The sequence below is a fragment of the Pseudomonas sp. B14(2017) genome, from assembly GCF_002113255.1.
GTDB classification, from domain to species: domain Bacteria; phylum Pseudomonadota; class Gammaproteobacteria; order Pseudomonadales; family Pseudomonadaceae; genus Aquipseudomonas; species Aquipseudomonas putida_Z.
The window spans coordinates 26,151-42,400 of record NZ_NEJY01000027.1 but is presented as its reverse complement, the minus strand read 5'-3'; the positions used below and the strand labels follow the sequence as shown (position 1 = coordinate 42,400).

Sequence of the window (16,250 nt, the reverse complement as noted above, 5' to 3'; positions counted from 1 at the left end):
CTAGTGATAGCCGTCTTCATGGGTCACCTTGCCGCGGAACACGTAGTAGCTCCAGAAGGTATACATGAGGATGAACGGCAGGATGAACAGTGTGCCCACCAGCATGAAGCCCTGGCTCTGCGGTGGTGCCGCGGCATCCCAGATCGAGATCGACGGCGGGATGATGTTCGGCCACAGGCTGATGCCCAGGCCGCTATAACCGAGGAAGATCAGCACCAACGTCAGCAGGAACGGCGTGTAGTGCGCATTGCGCGCCACCGCCTTGAGCAACCCGTAGAAGGTTACCAGCACCAGGATCGGCACCGGCATGAACCAGACCAGGTTAGGCATGCTGAACCAGCGGTCGGCGATCTGCGGGTAGGCGATCGGTGTCCACAGGCTGACGATGCCGATCACTACCAGCAGCACCAGCGCCAGCGGCCGAGCGATGTCGTGCATCTTCTGCTGCAGCGACCCTTCGGTCTTCATGATCAGCCAGGTGCAGCCCAACAGGGTGTAGGCAACGATCAGCCCCAGGCCGCAGAACAGGCTGAACGGGGTCAGCCAGTCAAGGGTGCCACCGGCGAAATGCCGGTCGACCACCTTGAAGCCTTCGAGGAAGGCACCCAGCGCCACGCCCTGGAAGAAGGTGGCGATCAGCGAGCCCCAGATGAACGCCTTGTCCCAGATGTGGCGCTTGTCGGCCTTGGCCTTGAAGCGGAACTCGAAGGCCACGCCGCGGAAGATCAGGCCGATCAACATCAGGATCAATGGCAGGTACAGGGCCTCCAGCACTACCGCGTAAGCCATCGGGAACGCCCCGAACAGCCCGGCACCGCCCAGCACCAGCCAGGTCTCGTTACCGTCCCACACGGGGGCGACGGTGTTCATCATCACATCGCGGTCATGCTCGCCCTTGACGAACGGGAAGAGCATGCCGATCCCCAGGTCGAAACCATCCATCACCACGTACATCATGACGCCGAAGATGATGATCACGGCCCAGATCAGCGGAAGGTCGATACCCATGGCTCAGTTCCCCTTGCTCAGGCTGGCGGAGTTGGCCTCTCGGCCATCATCGGCGGCGGACAGCGGCCGCGCCGGCGTGCGTTTGGTGCCAGGGCCACCTGGGTTGTGCTCGTCACCCTCACCGGTCTGCGGCCCTTTGCGCACCAGGCGCATCATGTAGCCAAGGCCGGTGCCGAACAGGGCGAAGTACACCACCACGAAGGCCACCAGGGTAAAGCCGAGCTGGGCGTAACTGTGGTTGGACACACCGTCTGCCGTGCGCATCAGGCCATACACCACCCAGGGCTGGCGGCCGATTTCGGTGGTGAACCAGCCGGCCAGCAGCGCGATCAGCCCGGAAGGGCCCATCCACAGGGCCAGGTACAGGAACGGCCGCGAGGTGTAGAGCGTGCCACGCTTGCGCAGCCAGAGGCTCCACAGCCCGACGAAGATCATCAGGAACCCCAGCCCGACCATGATCCGGAACGACCAGAAGACGATGGTCGAGTTGGGCCGGTCTTCGGGCGGGAACTCCTTCATCGCCGGCACCTGCTTGTCCAGGCTGTGGGTCAGGATCAGGCTGCCGAGCGCCGGGATCTCGAGCTTGAAGCGGGTGGTTTCGGCCTGCATGTCGGGAATGCCGAACAAGATCAGCGGGGTCGGCTCACCGGGCACGTTCTCCCAGTGGCCTTCGATCGCGGCGATTTTCACCGGCTGGTGCTTGAGCGTGTTGAGGCCATGGAAGTCACCGATCACCGCCTGGATCGGGGCGACGATCAGCGCCATCCACATGGCCATCGACAGCATCTTGCGCACCGCCGGGTTGTCACGCCCGCGCAGCAGGTGCCAGGCCGCCGAGGCACCGACGAAGAACGCGGTGGCAACGAACGCGGCCGTGGCCATGTGCATCAGGCGGTAGGGGAACGAGGGGTTGAATACCACCGCCAGCCAGTCCACCGGCACCACCCGGCCATCGATGATCTCGTGGCCTTGCGGGGTCTGCATCCAACTGTTGGAGGCGAGGATCCAGAAGGTCGAGACCAGGGTGCCGAGCGCCACCATCACCGTGGAAAAGAAGTGCAAGCCACGGCCGACGCGGTTCCAGCCAAACAGCATGACCCCCAGGAAGCCAGCTTCGAGGAAGAACGCGGTCAGCACCTCGTAGGTGAGCAGCGGGCCGGTAATGGCGCCGGCGAAGTCGGAGAAGCGGCTCCAGTTGGTACCGAACTGGTAGGCCATGACCAGGCCGGAAACCACCCCCATGCCGAAGTTGACGGCGAAGATTTTCGACCAGAAGTGATAAAGGTCACGGTAGACCTGGTTGTTGGTCCGCAGCCAGAGGCCTTCGAGGACTGCCAGGTAGCTCGCCAGGCCAATGGTGATGGCCGGGAACAGGATATGGAACGACACGGTAAAGGCAAACTGCATTCGGGCGAGCTCTAAGGCCTCTATTCCGAACATGGTGCTTCCTCTTCAGATAATCCGGCGTCCGGGCCGCTGGCCCCGTCGCCCACTGCCCCCACGGTAGTCGAGTGCGGCGCGTTGGAATTGTTCTGTTCGATCGCAGGGATTTCGGCCCGAGGGCCCGATCGTTACATCTGGAACGATTGACCCAGATCAACGATTGCTAGGAAGCATAGTCCTGAATGGCCCGCCGGGCCGTGTGGTTGATTGCCGCGTGACCGGTTGCCCCACCCCCTTTCATGACACGTGAAAAAGTGCCGACCCCGGCAAACAGTAACCGTTTGTTACAAACAGATGATACGCTGCGAACCCCTCTACTGCGCCGAGGCCCCTGGTTTCCGATGTCCGATTCCGCACCGCAGTTGTTGCGTCACCACCGCCCGTTCCTGGCCTTCTGGCTGGCCCGCGTGTTCACCGCCAGCGGCTTCCAGATGCTCACCGTGGCCATTGGCTGGCACCTCTACCAATTGACCGGCAATGTGCTGGACCTGGGCCTGGTCGGCCTGGTCGAATTCGCCCCACGGGTGCTGTTCATGCTGCACACCGGGCATGTTGCCGACCGCTATGACCGGCGCAAGGTCGCTGCGCTGTGCCAGAGCCTGCAGGGGCTGATAGCCCTGGCACTGGCGCTGGGCAGTGCCACCGACAACGTCACCCGCGAGCTGATCTTCGCCCTCGCCTTCCTGCTCGGTGCCACGCGCTCGTTCGAAATGCCGGCGACCCAGGCGCTGCTGCCCAACGTGGTACCGGCCGGGCTGTTCCCACGCGCGGTGGCGGCTTCGGCCTCGGCCACCCAGTCGGCAACCATTGTGGCGCCGGCGGTGGGCGGCTTCCTGTATGCCTTCGGCAGCATCTGGGTATACGGCCCCACCGTGGCCCTGTACGCCATCGCCTGCGTGCTGACCCTGAGCCTGCAGGCACGCGGCCAGGTGGCCCAGCGCGGGCGCGCCAGCATCGAATCGCTGCTGGCCGGCATCCGCTTCATTCGCAGCCGGCCGGACATCCTCGGCGCCATCTCGCTGGACCTGTTCGCCGTACTGCTGGGCGGGGCCACCGCGCTGTTGCCGGTGTTCGCCAAGGACATCCTGCTGACCGGCCCGCTGGGCCTCGGCCTGCTGCGCTCGGCGCCAGCGGTGGGGGCATTGCTGATGTCGCTGTGGCTGGCGCGCTTCCCGTTCGAGCGCAACGTGGGGCGGACCATGTTCACGGCAGTGGGCGTGTTCGGCGTGGCGACCATCGCCTTCGGCCTTTCGACCTCGTTCTGGTTCTCGCTGGCAGTGCTGGTGGTGCTGGGTGCGGCAGACATGATCAGCATGGTTATCCGCGGTGCCTTCGTGCAGCTGGAGACGCCGGATGAAATGCGCGGACGGGTGAGTGCGGTGAACGGCTTGTTCATTGGTGCTTCGAACCAGCTCGGCGAGTTCGAATCGGGGGTGACCGCGCACTGGTTTGGCACAGTGCCGGCGGTGGTGCTGGGTGGGGTGGGCACTTTGGTGGTGACTGGGGTGTGGATAAAACTGTTCCCGACACTGGCCAAGCGAGATCGATTGCATAACGGTTGATCGTAGGCCTGTTCTGGCCCTATCGCCGGCAAGCCAGCTCCCACAGGTACACCACAGTTTCCGAACCCTGTGCAGTACTTGTGGGAGCTGGCTTGCCGGCGATAGGGCCAGAACAGGCCATGCAGAACCCATTCCCCAACGGCCATAGGCCCCCGCCAAGCATGCTGGTATGATGCGCGGCTTTTTTCCGCCCCACACAAAACCACGGCAACCGGTACGGTCTGTGCTTTGCTGATGGGGTCGATACATTCATGGCGCCGGGGGCGCCTTGGGGAGCGGGCATGCTGGAAAGGCTGTTTCAACTAAAAGCACACAACACCAATGTGCGCACCGAGATTCTCGCGGGCGTCACCACCTTCCTGGCCATGGCCTACATCCTGTTCGTCAACCCGAGCATCCTCGGCGAGACCGGCATGGACAAGGGCGCGATCTTCGTCGCCACCTGCCTGGCCGCGGCCATCGGCTCGGTGACCATGGGCCTGATCGCCAACTACCCGATCGCCCTGGCGCCGGGCATGGGCCTGAACGCGTTCTTCACCTACACCGTGGTCCTGCACATGGGCCACACCTGGCAGGTGGCACTGGGTGCGGTGTTCCTGTCGGCGGTGATGTTCTTCCTGCTGTCGATCTTCCGCATCCGCGAATGGATCGTGAACAGCATCCCGCTGCCGCTGCGTTCGGCCATTGCCGCGGGCATCGGCCTGTTCCTGGCACTGATCGCCCTGCATAACGCAGGCATCGTCGTCGATAACCCGGCCACCCTGGTGGGCCTGGGCGACCTCAAGCAGCCAGCACCGATCCTCGCCACCCTGGGCTTCTTCCTGATCGTCGGCCTCGAGTCGCTGAAAGTGCGCGGCGCCGTGCTGATCGGCATTCTCGCCGTAACCATCGCCTCGATCCTGATGGGCGTGACGCCCTTCGGCGGCGTGGTCTCGATGCCGCCATCGCTGGCCCCGACCTTCCTGCAGCTGGACATCGCCGGCGCGCTGGACGTGGGCCTGGTCAGCGTGATCTTCGCCTTCCTGTTCGTCGACCTGTTCGACAACTCCGGCACCCTGATCGGCGTGGCCAAGCGCGCCGGGCTGATGGGCAAGGACGGCCACATGCCGAAGATGGGCCGTGCCCTGATCGCCGACAGTACCGCAGCCATGGCCGGCTCCCTGCTGGGCACCTCGACCACCACCAGCTACATCGAATCCGCTGCGGGCGTGAGCGCCGGTGGCCGCACCGGCCTGACCGCCATCGTGGTCGCCGTGCTGTTCCTGCTGGCGCTATTCTTCGCCCCGCTGGCCGGTAGCGTGCCGGCCTTCGCCACCGCCCCGGCGCTGCTGTTCGTCGCGGTGCTGATGGCCTCGGGCCTGGCAGAAATAAACTGGGACGACGTCACCGAAGCCGCACCGGTGGTAGTGACCGCCCTGGCCATGCCGCTGACCTACTCGATCGCCAACGGCATCGCCTTCGGCTTCATTTCCTGGACCGCCGTCAAGCTGATCTCCGGCCGCCACCGCGACCTGAACCCGGCCCTGGTGATCCTTTCCATCCTGTTCGTCATCAAGCTGGGCTGGTTCAACGCATGAGTGCTGCTTTCGACCCCTCCTCCTACACCACCCAGCTGGACGCCAAGGTGGCCCGGCTGCGCGAGCTGCTGGCGCCGTTCGGCGCGCCGGAGCCGGCTGTTTTCGACTCGCCGCGCGAGCATTACCGCCTGCGCGCCGAATTCCGCCTGTGGCGCGAGGATGGCCAGCGCCACTACGCCATGTTCGCCCCGGGCGAGAAGCACAAGGCGATCCTGATCGACGACTTCCCCATAGCCAGCCAGCGCATCAATGCACTGATGCCGCGCCTGAAAGCGGCCTGGCAGGCCAGCGAGGAACTGGGCAACCGCCTGTTCCAGGTGGAGTTCCTCACCACCCTGGCTGGCGATGCCATGGTCACCCTGTGCTACCACCGCCCACTGGACGAGGCGTGGGAAACGGCCGCACGGCAGCTGGCCGAAGAGCTGGGCGTGAGCATCATCGGCCGCTCCAAGGGCAAACGCCTGGTCATCGGCCGTGACTACGCGGTGGAAAAACTCGACGTCGCTGGCCGTGTGTTCAGCTACCGCCAGCCGGAAGGCGCGTTCACCCAGCCCAACGGCGCGGTGAACCAGAAGATGCTGAGCTGGGCCTTCGAGGCCATCGGCGAGCGCGATGACGACCTGCTGGAGCTGTACTGCGGCAACGGCAACTTCACCCTGCCGCTGGCCACCCGCGTGCGCCAGGTGCTGGCCACGGAAATCAGCAAGACCTCGGTCAATGCCGCGCTGAGCAACCTCGACGAGAACGCTGTGGATAACGTGCGGCTGGTGCGCCTGTCGGCAGAAGAGCTGACCCAGGCGCTGAATGAGGTGCGGCCGTTCCGCCGGCTGGAAGGCATCGACCTGAAGAGCTACGAGTTCGGTACGGTGTTCGTCGACCCGCCGCGGGCGGGGATGGACCCGGATACCTGCGAGCTGACCCGGCGTTTCGAGCGGATCCTGTACATCTCGTGCAACCCGGAGACGCTGGCGGCGAACATTGCCCAGTTGCAGGACACCCACCGCATCGAGCGGTGTGCGTTATTTGACCAGTTCCCGTATACCCACCATATGGAGAGTGGGGTTTTGCTGGTTCGGCGCTGACCTTCAGATCGCCGGGGCTGCTTTGCAGCCCATCGCCGGCAAGCCAGCTCCCACAGGTGCTGCACAGGCCTTGAGGGCCGCGCGGTCGGTGTGGGAGCTGGCTTGCCGGCGATGGGCCGCAAAGCGGCCCCAGGCTTCACTCAGAAGTCGAAGAACACCGTCTCCCCTTCCCCCTGAATACGGATATCGAAGCGATACGCCGTCTTCCCGTCCACCTCGCAACGCTTGGCCACCAGGGTCTCGCGCCGCTGCGGCTGCTCGATCAGGTTGAGCACCGGGCACTTGGCATTGGCCTCGGCCTCGTCATCGAAATACAGCCGCGTGTGCAGGTGGATGTTGATCCCCCGGGCAAACAGGCTGATGTTGATGTGCGGCGCCATCGGCACGCCCGCAGCGTTGTTCACCACACCCGGCTTGACCGTGTGCAGGGTCCACTCACCGGCATCGAAGGTGGTGGCGGTGCGGCCAAAGCTGTTGAAGGCGTTTTCCAGGTTGTAGGCATCCTGGTACTCGCCGTTGGCATCGGCTTGCCACACTTCCAGGAACGAATCGCGCACCAGGTGGCCGTTACCGTCATACACCTGGCCGATCAGCAGGATGTGCTCGCCCGGCGCGTCCGGCTTGGCCAGGCGGTTCCAGATTTCCTGGTCGCGGGTCGGGTTGCCGGCCGCTTCCAGGGCCAGGCCGATGTGCACGTAGGGGCCGGCGGTCTGCGAAGGGGTTTCCGGCAGCAGTTCGATTGGCATGGCGGGGTCCTCAGCAGTTTTCGAAGTGGGTCTTGCGCTGGCCGCGCAGCACGATGTCGAAGCGGTAGGCCAGGCAGTCCATCGGGTTGGCGTTGCTCATGTCGAGCTTGGCGATCAACTGCTGCACGGCTTGCGGGTTGGCGATCGACTTGACGATCGGGCACATCGGGATCAGCGGGTCACCCTCGAAGTACAGCTGGGTGATCAGCTTGGTGGCGATCGACGGGCCGCTGATGGCGAAGTGGATGTGCGCCGGGCGCCAGTCGTTCGGGCCGTTGCGCCACGGGTACGGGCCCGGCTTGATGGTGCGGAAGCTGTAGTAGCCATCACGGTCGGTCAGGCAACGGCCGACGCCACCGAAGTTCGGGTCCAGCGGCGCCAGGTAGCGGTCGTTCTTGTGACGGTAGCGGCCGCCGGCATTGGCCTGCCACATTTCCACCAGGGTATTCGGCACAGGCTTGCCGTACTGGTCGACGACACGGCCGGCGACGATGATGCGCTCGCCGATCGGCAAGCCGCCGTTGTTGAAGTTCAGCAGCAGGTCATGGTCATGGGCGCCGAAGCCTAGGTGGGAAAAGTCCGGGCCGGTGGTTTCGCTGATCGACTGCGGGATGCTGACCAGTGCCTGGCGTGGCGAGCGGGCAATGGACGTCTTGTAGTCAGGCGTAAGGGCTTTCGGGTGCCAGTTGCGATCACGGATCACGAAGCGGCTGTTGTCCTGGGCGGGCATGCCGGTTTCCTCTCTTGGAATTATGGAAATGCGCGGGGGGTTATTTGAAACCCTGTCGCGGGCAAGCCCGCTCCCACATGCAGTTTCAGGCAGGTAGCGTGCAATGAATATTGAAATCAGCCACATCAAACATAACCATTTGGTTATGCATAAGCACCTTGGCCTGACACTCGCCGCTGTCGTGGACTAATCTTTGTCTTCTTGTTTCACGCTCCGGAGAGCATTCATGGATTGGCGAAAAGGCCGACGCAGCGACAATGTGGTCGATGCCCGAGGCGAAGGTGGTGGCGGCGGCATGCGTTTCGGCGGCGGCAAGGGGCTGGGGCTTGGTGCGGTGCTGCTGATTGTCGGCATCGGCTGGCTCACCGGCCAGGACCCGTTGCAGATTCTTGGCCAGCTCGCCGGCCAGATGGAGCAGCAACAACAGCAGGCACCCAGCAGCGCGGGCGGCAAGGCCCCGCCGGCCAACGACCAGCAGGCCGAGTTCGTTGCCTCGATCCTGGGCGATACCGAAGACACCTGGAAAGCCCTGTTCGCCGAGGGCGGCAAGCAGTACCGCGACCCCAAGCTGGTGCTGTTCAGCGGCCAGGTCAATTCGGCCTGTGGCTTTGCCTCGGCGGCGGTGGGGCCGTTCTACTGCCCGGCAGACCAGCGGGTCTACCTGGACATGTCGTTCTTCCGCGAAATGGAAACCCGCTTCGCCGCAGCCGGCGACTTTGCCCAGGCCTACGTGATCGCCCACGAAATCGGCCATCACGTACAGACCCTGCTGGGCGTGTCGGCCAAGGTCGATGCCGCGCGCCGCAGTGGCCAGCGCATGGAAGGCGACAATGGCCTGCTGGTGCGCCAGGAACTGCAGGCCGACTGCCTGGCTGGTGTATGGGCCTACCAGGCGCAGAAGCGCCTGAACTGGCTGGAACCGGGCGACGTCGAAGAGGCGCTGAACGCGGCCAATGCCATTGGCGATGACCGCCTGCAGCAGCAAGGCCGCGGGCGCGTGGTACCAGACTCGTTCACCCACGGCACCTCGGCGCAGCGGGTGCGCTGGTTCAAGGCCGGGTTTGCCGAGGGCGAAGTGAACCGCTGCGATACCTTCAGCGCGCGCAACCTCTGAGGCTTCATGGGGCCGCTTTGCGGCCCTTCGCGGCGGTTCGGCGCCCCGACACGCCCGCTCCCACAGGTAAATCGCTGCCCTTGAAGTTGGCGCTATCCCTGTGGGAGCGGGCATGCCCGCGAAGGGCTGCAGAGCAGCCCCAATCAAGCCAGTTACAATTCTGCTGAAAAAGCGTTTCAGCTTCCTCCATCACTGCCGATAACCCCTGCACGAATCAGCGGGCATCCAGAACAACAACGCCTGGCGATCGAAGATCAAGCGAGCGAAAACAACTTCTGGAGAGCGTGCATGAACAGCTGGTTCGCCAACATCAGCGTCAACCTCAAACTCGGCCTGGGCTTCGGCCTGGTACTGATCCTCACCGGCCTGCTGGCCCTGACCGGCTGGACCAGCCTGGGCAGCCTGATCGACCGCAGCAACTGGATGGGCGATATCGGCCAGCTCAACAAGGACCTGACCGACCTGCGCATTGCCCGCCTGCAGTACATGATCGCCAACGGCGACGATGCCGCCGCCGCCAACACCCAGACCAAGCTGGACGCCTTCAGCAAGCAGCAGGCCTACCTGGCCAGCACCTTCAAGAGCCCGGAAAACATCAAGCTGCTGGGTGAACTGGGCGAGACCATCAGCGCCTACAAGGTGTCGCTGAACAAGATGCGCCAGGGCTACGACGCCACCCGCACCGCGCGCACGGCCATGGACGGCTCGGCCAGCCGTGCCGACCAGGCCATGGACGCCCTCAGCCAGGAAGTCATGGCGCGCCCCGAAGCCGACAGCGTGCGCCTGGCCCAGTACCAGTTGATCAGCAAGGCCCGCCAGCAACTGTTGCAGGTGCGCATCGACGTACGCGGCTACATTGCCGAAAACAGCGCCGCCAACGAGCAGGCCGCCCTGCGCCAGCTGGACGCCGCCCTGGCCGAAATCGACAACCTCAAGCGCCAGCTGCCGGCCGAAGACACACGCCTGCAACAGTTCGAAGGCTCGGTGCTGGCCTACCGTGACGCCGTGCGCCAGTTCCGCGATGCGGTCGCCAACATCACCACTGCGCGCGCCGAAATGACCGTGCAGGGTGCCGACATCGTCAAGCGCAGCGACGCGCTGTACCAGATCCAGCTGCAGCGCCGCGACATCGAGAGCAGCCAGGCTCGCAGCTTGCAGGCCATCGCCACGCTGCTGGCGCTGCTGGTCGGCGTGCTGGCGGCAGTGCTGATCACCCGGCAGATCACCCGCCCGCTGCGCGACACCATGGTGGCAGTGGAAAAGATCGCCAGCGGCGACCTCACCCAGCATCTGCGCGTCACCCGCCGCGACGAACTGGGCGTGCTGCAACAAGGCATCGCCCGCATGGGCACCACCTTGCGCGAGCTGATCAGCGGCATCCGCGACGGCGTCACTCAGATCGCCAGCGCTGCCGAGGAACTGTCGGCGGTGACCGAGCAGACCAGCGCCGGCGCCAACAGCCAGAAGGTCGAGACCGACCAGGTGGCCACCGCCATGCACGAAATGGCCGCTACCGTTCAGGAAGTGGCGCGCAATGCCGAACAGGCCTCGCATGCCGCCACCGGTGCCGATGACGAAGCCCGTGCCGGCGACCGCGTGGTGGGCGAAGCAATTGGCCAGATCGAACGCCTGGCCGAGGACATGCACCGCTCCACCGAAGCCATGAACTTGCTGCAGCAGGAAAGCCAGAAGATCGGCAGCGTGATGGACGTGATCAAGTCGGTGGCCGAACAGACCAACCTGCTGGCGCTGAACGCAGCGATCGAGGCGGCGCGTGCCGGCGAGGCCGGGCGTGGTTTTGCCGTGGTCGCCGATGAAGTGCGCGGCCTGGCCCAACGCACACAGAAATCCACCGAAGAGATCGAAGAGCTGATCGCCAGCCTGCAGCATGGGACCCAGCAAGTGGCTACGGCCATGCACGGCAGCCGCACCCTGACCGACAGCAGCGTCGAGCTGGCGCGCAAGGCCGGGGCTTCGCTGGAGAGCATCACCAGCACGGTGTCGAGCATCCAGTCGATGAACCAGCAGATTGCCGCAGCGGCGGAGCAGCAGAGTGCGGTGGCGGAGGAGATCAGCCGCAGCATCCTGAATGTGCGTGATGTGTCGGAGCAGACGGCGGCGGCCAGTGACGAGACGGCGGCGTCCAGCGTGGAGTTGGCGCGGTTGGGTGGGCAGTTGCAGACGTTGGTCAGCCAGTTCCGCGTCTGACCTGAAGACCCTGGGGCCGCTTTGCGGCCCATCGCCGGCAAGCCAGGCTCCCACAGGGATAGCACAGGCCTCGGGGCTGCGCCGTACCTGTGGGAGCTGGCTTGCCGGCGATAGGGCCGGCACTGACGACCGCTTACTTGATGACCATCCCTACCCCACGCCCACGCGGATCCGAAGCGGTCTCCAGCTTCGTCCCATCAACCCGGATCGCCTGGATATCCCCCATCTCCCAGCCCTGGTCCTCCAGCACATAGCCCATCTTCTTCAGTTCATCAGCCACCGGCCCGGTAAGCGGTGCATAGCTGTCGAAGTAGATGGTGTCCTTGGGCAGCAACTGATGGTGCACGCGCTGCGCCGCCACCGCCTTGTCCAGCGGCATGTCGTAGTCGTACAGGTTGTTCATCACCTGGAAGATCGAGGTGAAGATCCGCGACCCACCCGGGGTACCGATGACCAGCTCGACCTTGCCATCACGGGTCATCAGGCTGGGGCTCATGGACGACAGCATGCGCTTGCCCGGGGCGATGGCATTGGCATCGCCACCAACCACACCAAAGGCGTTCGCCGCCCCCGGCTTGGCGCTGAAATCGTCCATCTCGTCGTTGAGCAGGAAGCCGGCGCCTTTCACCACCACACCACTGCCGTAATCGAGGTTGAGGGTGTAGGTGTTGCTGACCGCATTGCCCTGCTTGTCGACGATCGAGAAGTGCGTGGTCTGGTGCGGTTCCAGGCCCGGCTTGACCTTGTCGGTGTCGGAAATGGCCTTCGGGTTGACCTGCGCGGCGCGCTTGGCCAGGTAGTCCTTGGCCACCAGCTGATCCACCGGCACTTTGGTGAAGGCCGGGTCGCCAAGGTAGTCGGCGCGGTCGGCGAACACGCGCTTCTCGATCTCGGCCAACAGGTGTATGTACTGCGCCGAGTTGTGCGCCACACCCTTGAAGTCCGCCGCGCGGTTTTCCTTGATGCCCAGCAGCTGGGCCAGGGCGACGCCACCGGAGCTTGGCGGTGGCGCGGTATACACCACGTTGCCACGCCAGCTCACGGCCATCGGCTCACGCCATACGGCCTTGTAGTCCTTGAGGTCCTGTTTGGTGATCAGGCCCTTGTCGGCCTGCATCTGCGCCACCAGCAGGTCGGCGGTCTTGCCCTGGTAGAACTCGCTCACACCCTTGTCGGCGATGCGTTCCAAGGTCTGGGCCATTTCCGGTTGCTTGAACAGCTCGCCGACCTTCATGTTGCCGAAGTAGTCGTTGAAATTGGTCGCGGTCTTGAACATGCCCTGGGCATCGTTACGGTACTGGTACTGCTTTGCGGCCACCTTAAAGCCGTTTTTCGCATAGCCGATGGCCGGGGTCAGCAGCTCGCTCCAGGGCAGCTTGCCGAACTTCTGGTGCGCCTCCCACAACCCCATCACCGTGCCCGGTACGCCAGCAGCGCGTGCCCCGACCAGGCTCAGGTTCTCGATGACCTCACCCTTTTCGTCCAGGTACATGTTGCGCGTGGCGGCCTGGGGCGCGACTTCGCGGTAGTCGAGGAAGTAGGGTTTGCCGTCGACGAACAGGGTCATGAACCCGCCACCGCCGATGTTGCCGGCCTCGGGATAAGTCACCGCCAGGGTGAAAGCCGTGGCCACTGCCGCATCCACCGCGTTGCCGCCTTTCTTGAGGATGTCGGCGGCCACCTGTGCACCATATTGATCGGGCGCGGCCACCGCGCCGCCCTCAAGGTTGGCGGCATGAACCGAGGAACAGCTCAGGATCGCGGCTGCGAGAGCCAGGTACTGGAACGGAACAATACGCATGACACTTCCTTGGTGTTGTTTTTGTTGAGCAGTCAGTAAGGCCGAAGCGCTTCGACTGTGCAATCAACCGCAGGAAGTTTCGCCGCCTGTGGACAGGATCTGTCGCGTTCAGGCAACTCAGCTGGCGTACATCGCCAACTTGCGCTGGATGAAATCGAGGAAGCACTGGATACGCAGCGCCAGCTGGGTGTTGCGGTAGTACACCGCATGGATCGGCTGGCGGTAGCCGTTGTTGGCTTCGCTCAGCAGCACTTGCAGGCGCCCGGTGCGGATGTCCTCGTGGGTCATGAAGTGCGACAGGCTGACGATGCCCTCGCCGGCCAGCGCCAGTTGGCGCAGGGTCTCGCCGCTGGAAGCGATCAGCGCCGGGCGGATGCTCCAGCGGTCACCCTGGGCATGGCGCAGTGGCCAGTGGTTGAGCGATTCGGGCTGGCTGAAGCCAAGCAGGCAGTGGTTGGCCAGGTCCTCGACCCGCTGCGGCGTGCCGTGCTGCTCGAGGTAGGCCGGGCTGGCCAGCACCTGTACCGGGCTGCAACCCAGGCTGCGTGCGTGCAGGCTGGAGTCGGCCAGTTCACCGATGCGGATCGCCACATCGGTGCTTTGCTCCAGCAGGTCGATGATCAGGTCGTCGGTATTGAGTTCCAGTTCGATGCCAGGGTATTGGTGGCGGAACTCACCGATCCACGGCAGGATGGCATGCAGCATGAACGGCGCGGCGGCGTTGATGCGCAGGCGCCCGGTGGGGGTCTGGCGGTTCATCGACAGGCGCTCTTCCATCTCGTCCATCTGCTCCAGGATCAACCGCGCGCGCTCGAGGAAGAAGCGGCCCTCCTCGGTCAGGTCCATGCGCCGAGTGGTGCGGTTGACCAGCGTGGTACCCAGCTTGCCCTCAAGGCGCGACAGGGTACGGCTGACGGCGGACGGGGTCTGGCCCATCTGCTCGGCAGCAGCGGAAATCGAGCCGCAGTCGATGACGGTGACGAATACCTGGAGTTCTTCGGATCGGGTTTTCACATCTGCGCCTGTGGTTGGTCTCTGCAGGGATTAGATAGCCGCTTGTCGAGGCCAAGTCCAGCGGTGCCTGTACGGGCCTCTTCGCGGGCTTGCCCGCGAAGAGGCCGGCACAGAGAAAACCTTACTGTGCCTTGCCGAACACCTTGTCCAGATGCGCCTCATAGGCCGCCAAAGCAGCCGGCACATCCGGCCGCTTCATCACATCCACTGCCAGGAAAGTCGGCAGCCCGGTCATGCCGAGGAACTGGTTGGCCTTGTGGAACGGGAAGTACACCGCGTCCACCCCCTTGCCCTCGAAGAAATCGCTCGGGTCGTCGAATGCCTGCTGTGGTGCATTCCAGGTCAGCGAAAGCATGTACTGCTTGCCGTGCACCAGGCCACCACTGCCGTACTTCTGCGAGTGGTCCGCACGGGTACGGCCGTCGTTGGCATACAAGCTACCGTGGCCGGCGGTGAACACCTCGTCGATGTACTTTTTAACGGTCCATGGCGCGCCCATCCACCAACCGGGCATCTGGTAGATCACCACATCGGCCCAGAGGAACTTCTCCACCTCTTCCTGGGCGTCGTAGCCACCGTCGATGAAGGTCTGGCGCACATCGAAACCGGCCCGGTCCAGATGAGCGATGGCCGCTTCGTGCAAGGTCGCGTTGAGGCGACCGTCGGAGTGAGCGAATTGTTTACCACCGTTGAGCAAAAGGATCTTCTTCATGGGGGCCTCGCGGAAAAGTCAGGCCGGCAGGTTAGGGGCTCGCAGGCGCGGGATACAGTAATGCATAGGCAAAATACAATTGATCTGAAGTCACGAATGAACAATACATTATTGCCTTAGAATCGCATCACCTCCCATCAACGAGTAGCGACCCATGAGTGAGCAGTACGCCTTCATCCTCAAAGCCAAGACCCGCCCGGAAATGGCTGAAGCGTTCGAAACCCTGTTCCGCGCCTACGTCGAGCCAAGCCGCCAGGAGCCGGGCTGCATCGAGTACCACATGCTGCGCGACAAGCAGGACCCGAGCCTGTTCGTGTTCTTCGAGGTCTGGGCCGACAAGGCCGCGCTGGATGTGCATTCGGCCCTGCCGCACATGACCGCGTTCTTCGAAAAGCGCATGGACTACCTGGAACGCGATTTCGACATCCAGATGATCGACATGCTCAGCGCATCAAGCGCTAACCGCTGATCAGCAAATGGCCGCCGAGTGCGGCCAGGCCGATGAAGAAGCAGCGTTTGAACAACTGCGCGCTGATGCGCTGACGCAGCCACTGGCCGGCCAGCATGCCGAGCAAGGCCGGCGCCAGCATCAGCAGCGAAGCACCCAGTGCCTGGCCACCCAGGGCATCCTGCCCGGCCAGGCCAACGGCCAAGGCCAGGGTCGAAACCGTGAATGACAGGCCCAGGGCCTGGATCATCTGTTCCCGGCTCAAACCCAAGCTCTGCAGGTAGGGCACCGCCGGTATCACGAATACCCCGGTCGCCGCCGTGACCACGCCCGTAACCAGCCCGCAAAGCGGCCCCGACCAACGCTCCCGCCCCGGTGCCAGGCGCAGGCCCGGGCCGACCAGCCCGTACAGCGCATACACCATCAAGGCCGCGCCCAGTGCATGTGCGGCCCAAGGGCCGCTGTTGATCCCCAGCCAGGCGCTGCCCAGCAAGGTACCGACGAAGATCATCGCCAGCATCGGCCACAGGCGTGCCAGCAACCCCTGCAGGTGCCCACCACTGGCCAGCTGCCACAGGTTGGTGAGGGTCGACGGCACGATCAGCAATGCCGCAGCCTGCGCCGGTGACATAGCCAGGCCCAGCAGGCCCATGGCGATCGTTGGCAGGCCGAGGCCGATCACGCCCTTCACCGCACCGGCCAGCAGGAAGGTCAGTACCACCAGCAGCGACAGCGCTGGGCCAATGTTCTGGTAGAAAGCGAGCAAGGTGTTCATGGGCCGATGATGGCGTGCGCCGGCCGGGGT

At 64.2% G+C, this 16,250-nt stretch carries 14 protein-coding genes; 6 read left to right on the top strand and 8 right to left on the bottom strand.

Annotated features, from left to right (window positions below; translation table 11 throughout):
* Both cydB and CAG34_RS24865 read right to left on the bottom strand, forming a co-directional pair.
* Nucleotides 1-1,008, bottom strand: coding sequence for a cytochrome d ubiquinol oxidase subunit II (cydB, locus tag CAG34_RS24870; protein WP_085593005.1), 1,008 nt, complete (start codon nt 1,006-1,008; stop codon nt 1-3).
* Nucleotides 1,009-1,011: 3 nt separating this feature from the next.
* A complete protein-coding gene (locus CAG34_RS24865; RefSeq protein WP_075046379.1) occupies nt 1,012-2,448 on the bottom strand; it encodes a cytochrome ubiquinol oxidase subunit I in 1,437 nt (478 codons plus the stop codon).
* Between the two features lie 344 nt (nt 2,449-2,792).
* Here CAG34_RS24865 and CAG34_RS24860 point away from each other — a divergent pair, with 344 nt between their 5' ends.
* The 3 genes from CAG34_RS24860 to trmA all read left to right on the top strand — a co-directional run bounded on the left by CAG34_RS24860 (nt 2,793) and on the right by trmA (nt 6,672).
* Nucleotides 2,793-4,013, top strand: coding sequence for an MFS transporter (locus CAG34_RS24860; protein ID WP_025340646.1), 1,221 nt, complete (start codon nt 2,793-2,795; stop codon nt 4,011-4,013).
* Between the two features lie 281 nt (nt 4,014-4,294).
* Nucleotides 4,295-5,590: an NCS2 family permease gene (locus CAG34_RS24855; RefSeq protein ID WP_015271803.1), complete on the top strand. Its 1,296-nt coding sequence runs from the start codon at nt 4,295-4,297 to the stop codon at nt 5,588-5,590.
* Nucleotides 5,587-6,672, top strand: a complete 1,086-nt coding sequence (gene trmA, locus CAG34_RS24850) for a tRNA (uridine(54)-C5)-methyltransferase TrmA (protein WP_085593003.1) — start codon at nt 5,587-5,589, stop codon at nt 6,670-6,672. The genes CAG34_RS24855 and trmA overlap by 4 nt, the downstream gene beginning before the upstream one ends.
* A gap of 140 nt (nt 6,673-6,812) precedes the next feature.
* Here trmA and pcaG read toward each other — a convergent pair whose 3' ends face one another.
* Nucleotides 6,813-7,418, bottom strand: a complete 606-nt coding sequence (gene pcaG / locus CAG34_RS24845) for a protocatechuate 3,4-dioxygenase subunit alpha (RefSeq protein ID WP_015271805.1) — start codon at nt 7,416-7,418, stop codon at nt 6,813-6,815.
* A gap of 10 nt (nt 7,419-7,428) precedes the next feature.
* Nucleotides 7,429-8,148, bottom strand: coding sequence for a protocatechuate 3,4-dioxygenase subunit beta (gene pcaH / locus CAG34_RS24840; protein WP_003251597.1), 720 nt, complete (start codon nt 8,146-8,148; stop codon nt 7,429-7,431).
* 226 nt (nt 8,149-8,374) lie between these two features.
* Between pcaH and CAG34_RS24835 the strand changes: the two genes are divergently transcribed.
* Together CAG34_RS24835 and CAG34_RS24830 are read left to right on the top strand one after the other, a co-directional pair.
* Nucleotides 8,375-9,262, top strand: coding sequence for a neutral zinc metallopeptidase (locus CAG34_RS24835; protein ID WP_025340648.1), 888 nt, complete (start codon nt 8,375-8,377; stop codon nt 9,260-9,262).
* Nucleotides 9,263-9,550: 288 nt separating this feature from the next.
* Complete coding sequence (locus CAG34_RS24830; RefSeq protein ID WP_085593001.1) at nt 9,551-11,470, top strand: methyl-accepting chemotaxis protein; 1,920 nt, start codon at nt 9,551-9,553, stop codon at nt 11,468-11,470.
* A 133-nt stretch (nt 11,471-11,603) separates the two neighbouring features.
* Here the strand turns inward: CAG34_RS24830 and ggt are convergent, their stop codons facing one another.
* The 3 genes from ggt to CAG34_RS24815 all read right to left on the bottom strand — a co-directional run bounded on the left by ggt (nt 11,604) and on the right by CAG34_RS24815 (nt 14,997).
* Nucleotides 11,604-13,271, bottom strand: a complete 1,668-nt coding sequence (gene ggt, locus CAG34_RS24825; RefSeq protein WP_085592999.1) for a gamma-glutamyltransferase — start codon at nt 13,269-13,271, stop codon at nt 11,604-11,606.
* Between the two features lie 117 nt (nt 13,272-13,388).
* Nucleotides 13,389-14,285 (bottom strand): LysR family transcriptional regulator, encoded by an 897-nt coding sequence (locus tag CAG34_RS24820; protein ID WP_085592997.1) that lies wholly within the window; start codon nt 14,283-14,285, stop codon nt 13,389-13,391.
* A 121-nt stretch (nt 14,286-14,406) separates the two neighbouring features.
* Nucleotides 14,407-14,997 (bottom strand): NAD(P)H-dependent oxidoreductase, encoded by a 591-nt coding sequence (locus tag CAG34_RS24815; protein ID WP_085592995.1) that lies wholly within the window; start codon nt 14,995-14,997, stop codon nt 14,407-14,409.
* Nucleotides 14,998-15,151: 154 nt separating this feature from the next.
* Here CAG34_RS24815 and CAG34_RS24810 point away from each other — a divergent pair, with 154 nt between their 5' ends.
* The gene (locus CAG34_RS24810) at nt 15,152-15,466 is read left to right on the top strand and encodes a putative quinol monooxygenase (protein WP_003258316.1); all 315 of its coding nucleotides are present in this window, start codon (nt 15,152-15,154) and stop codon (nt 15,464-15,466) included.
* Here CAG34_RS24810 and CAG34_RS24805 read toward each other — a convergent pair.
* Nucleotides 15,456-16,220 (bottom strand): sulfite exporter TauE/SafE family protein, encoded by a 765-nt coding sequence (locus CAG34_RS24805; protein WP_085592993.1) that lies wholly within the window; start codon nt 16,218-16,220, stop codon nt 15,456-15,458. The two genes, CAG34_RS24810 and CAG34_RS24805, sit on opposite strands and share 11 nt — an antisense overlap.
* Between the last annotated feature and the right edge of the window lie 30 nt (nt 16,221-16,250).

Coding starts and splice junctions, on each gene's coding strand:
- pcaG (WP_015271805.1), bottom strand. CDS start 7,418: ATGCCAATCGAACTGCTGCCGGAAACCCCTTCGCAGACCGCCGGCCCC.
- ggt (WP_085592999.1), bottom strand. CDS start 13,271: ATGCGTATTGTTCCGTTCCAGTACCTGGCTCTCGCAGCCGCGATCCTG.
- CAG34_RS24830 (WP_085593001.1), top strand. CDS start 9,551: ATGAACAGCTGGTTCGCCAACATCAGCGTCAACCTCAAACTCGGCCTG.
- CAG34_RS24855 (WP_015271803.1), top strand. CDS start 4,295: ATGCTGGAAAGGCTGTTTCAACTAAAAGCACACAACACCAATGTGCGC.
- cydB (WP_085593005.1), bottom strand. CDS start 1,008: ATGGGTATCGACCTTCCGCTGATCTGGGCCGTGATCATCATCTTCGGC.
- pcaH (WP_003251597.1), bottom strand. CDS start 8,148: ATGCCCGCCCAGGACAACAGCCGCTTCGTGATCCGTGATCGCAACTGG.
- CAG34_RS24805 (WP_085592993.1), bottom strand. CDS start 16,220: ATGAACACCTTGCTCGCTTTCTACCAGAACATTGGCCCAGCGCTGTCG.
- CAG34_RS24810 (WP_003258316.1), top strand. CDS start 15,152: ATGAGTGAGCAGTACGCCTTCATCCTCAAAGCCAAGACCCGCCCGGAA.
- CAG34_RS24835 (WP_025340648.1), top strand. CDS start 8,375: ATGGATTGGCGAAAAGGCCGACGCAGCGACAATGTGGTCGATGCCCGA.
- CAG34_RS24865 (WP_075046379.1), bottom strand. CDS start 2,448: ATGTTCGGAATAGAGGCCTTAGAGCTCGCCCGAATGCAGTTTGCCTTT.
- trmA (WP_085593003.1), top strand. CDS start 5,587: ATGAGTGCTGCTTTCGACCCCTCCTCCTACACCACCCAGCTGGACGCC.
- CAG34_RS24860 (WP_025340646.1), top strand. CDS start 2,793: ATGTCCGATTCCGCACCGCAGTTGTTGCGTCACCACCGCCCGTTCCTG.
- CAG34_RS24815 (WP_085592995.1), bottom strand. CDS start 14,997: ATGAAGAAGATCCTTTTGCTCAACGGTGGTAAACAATTCGCTCACTCC.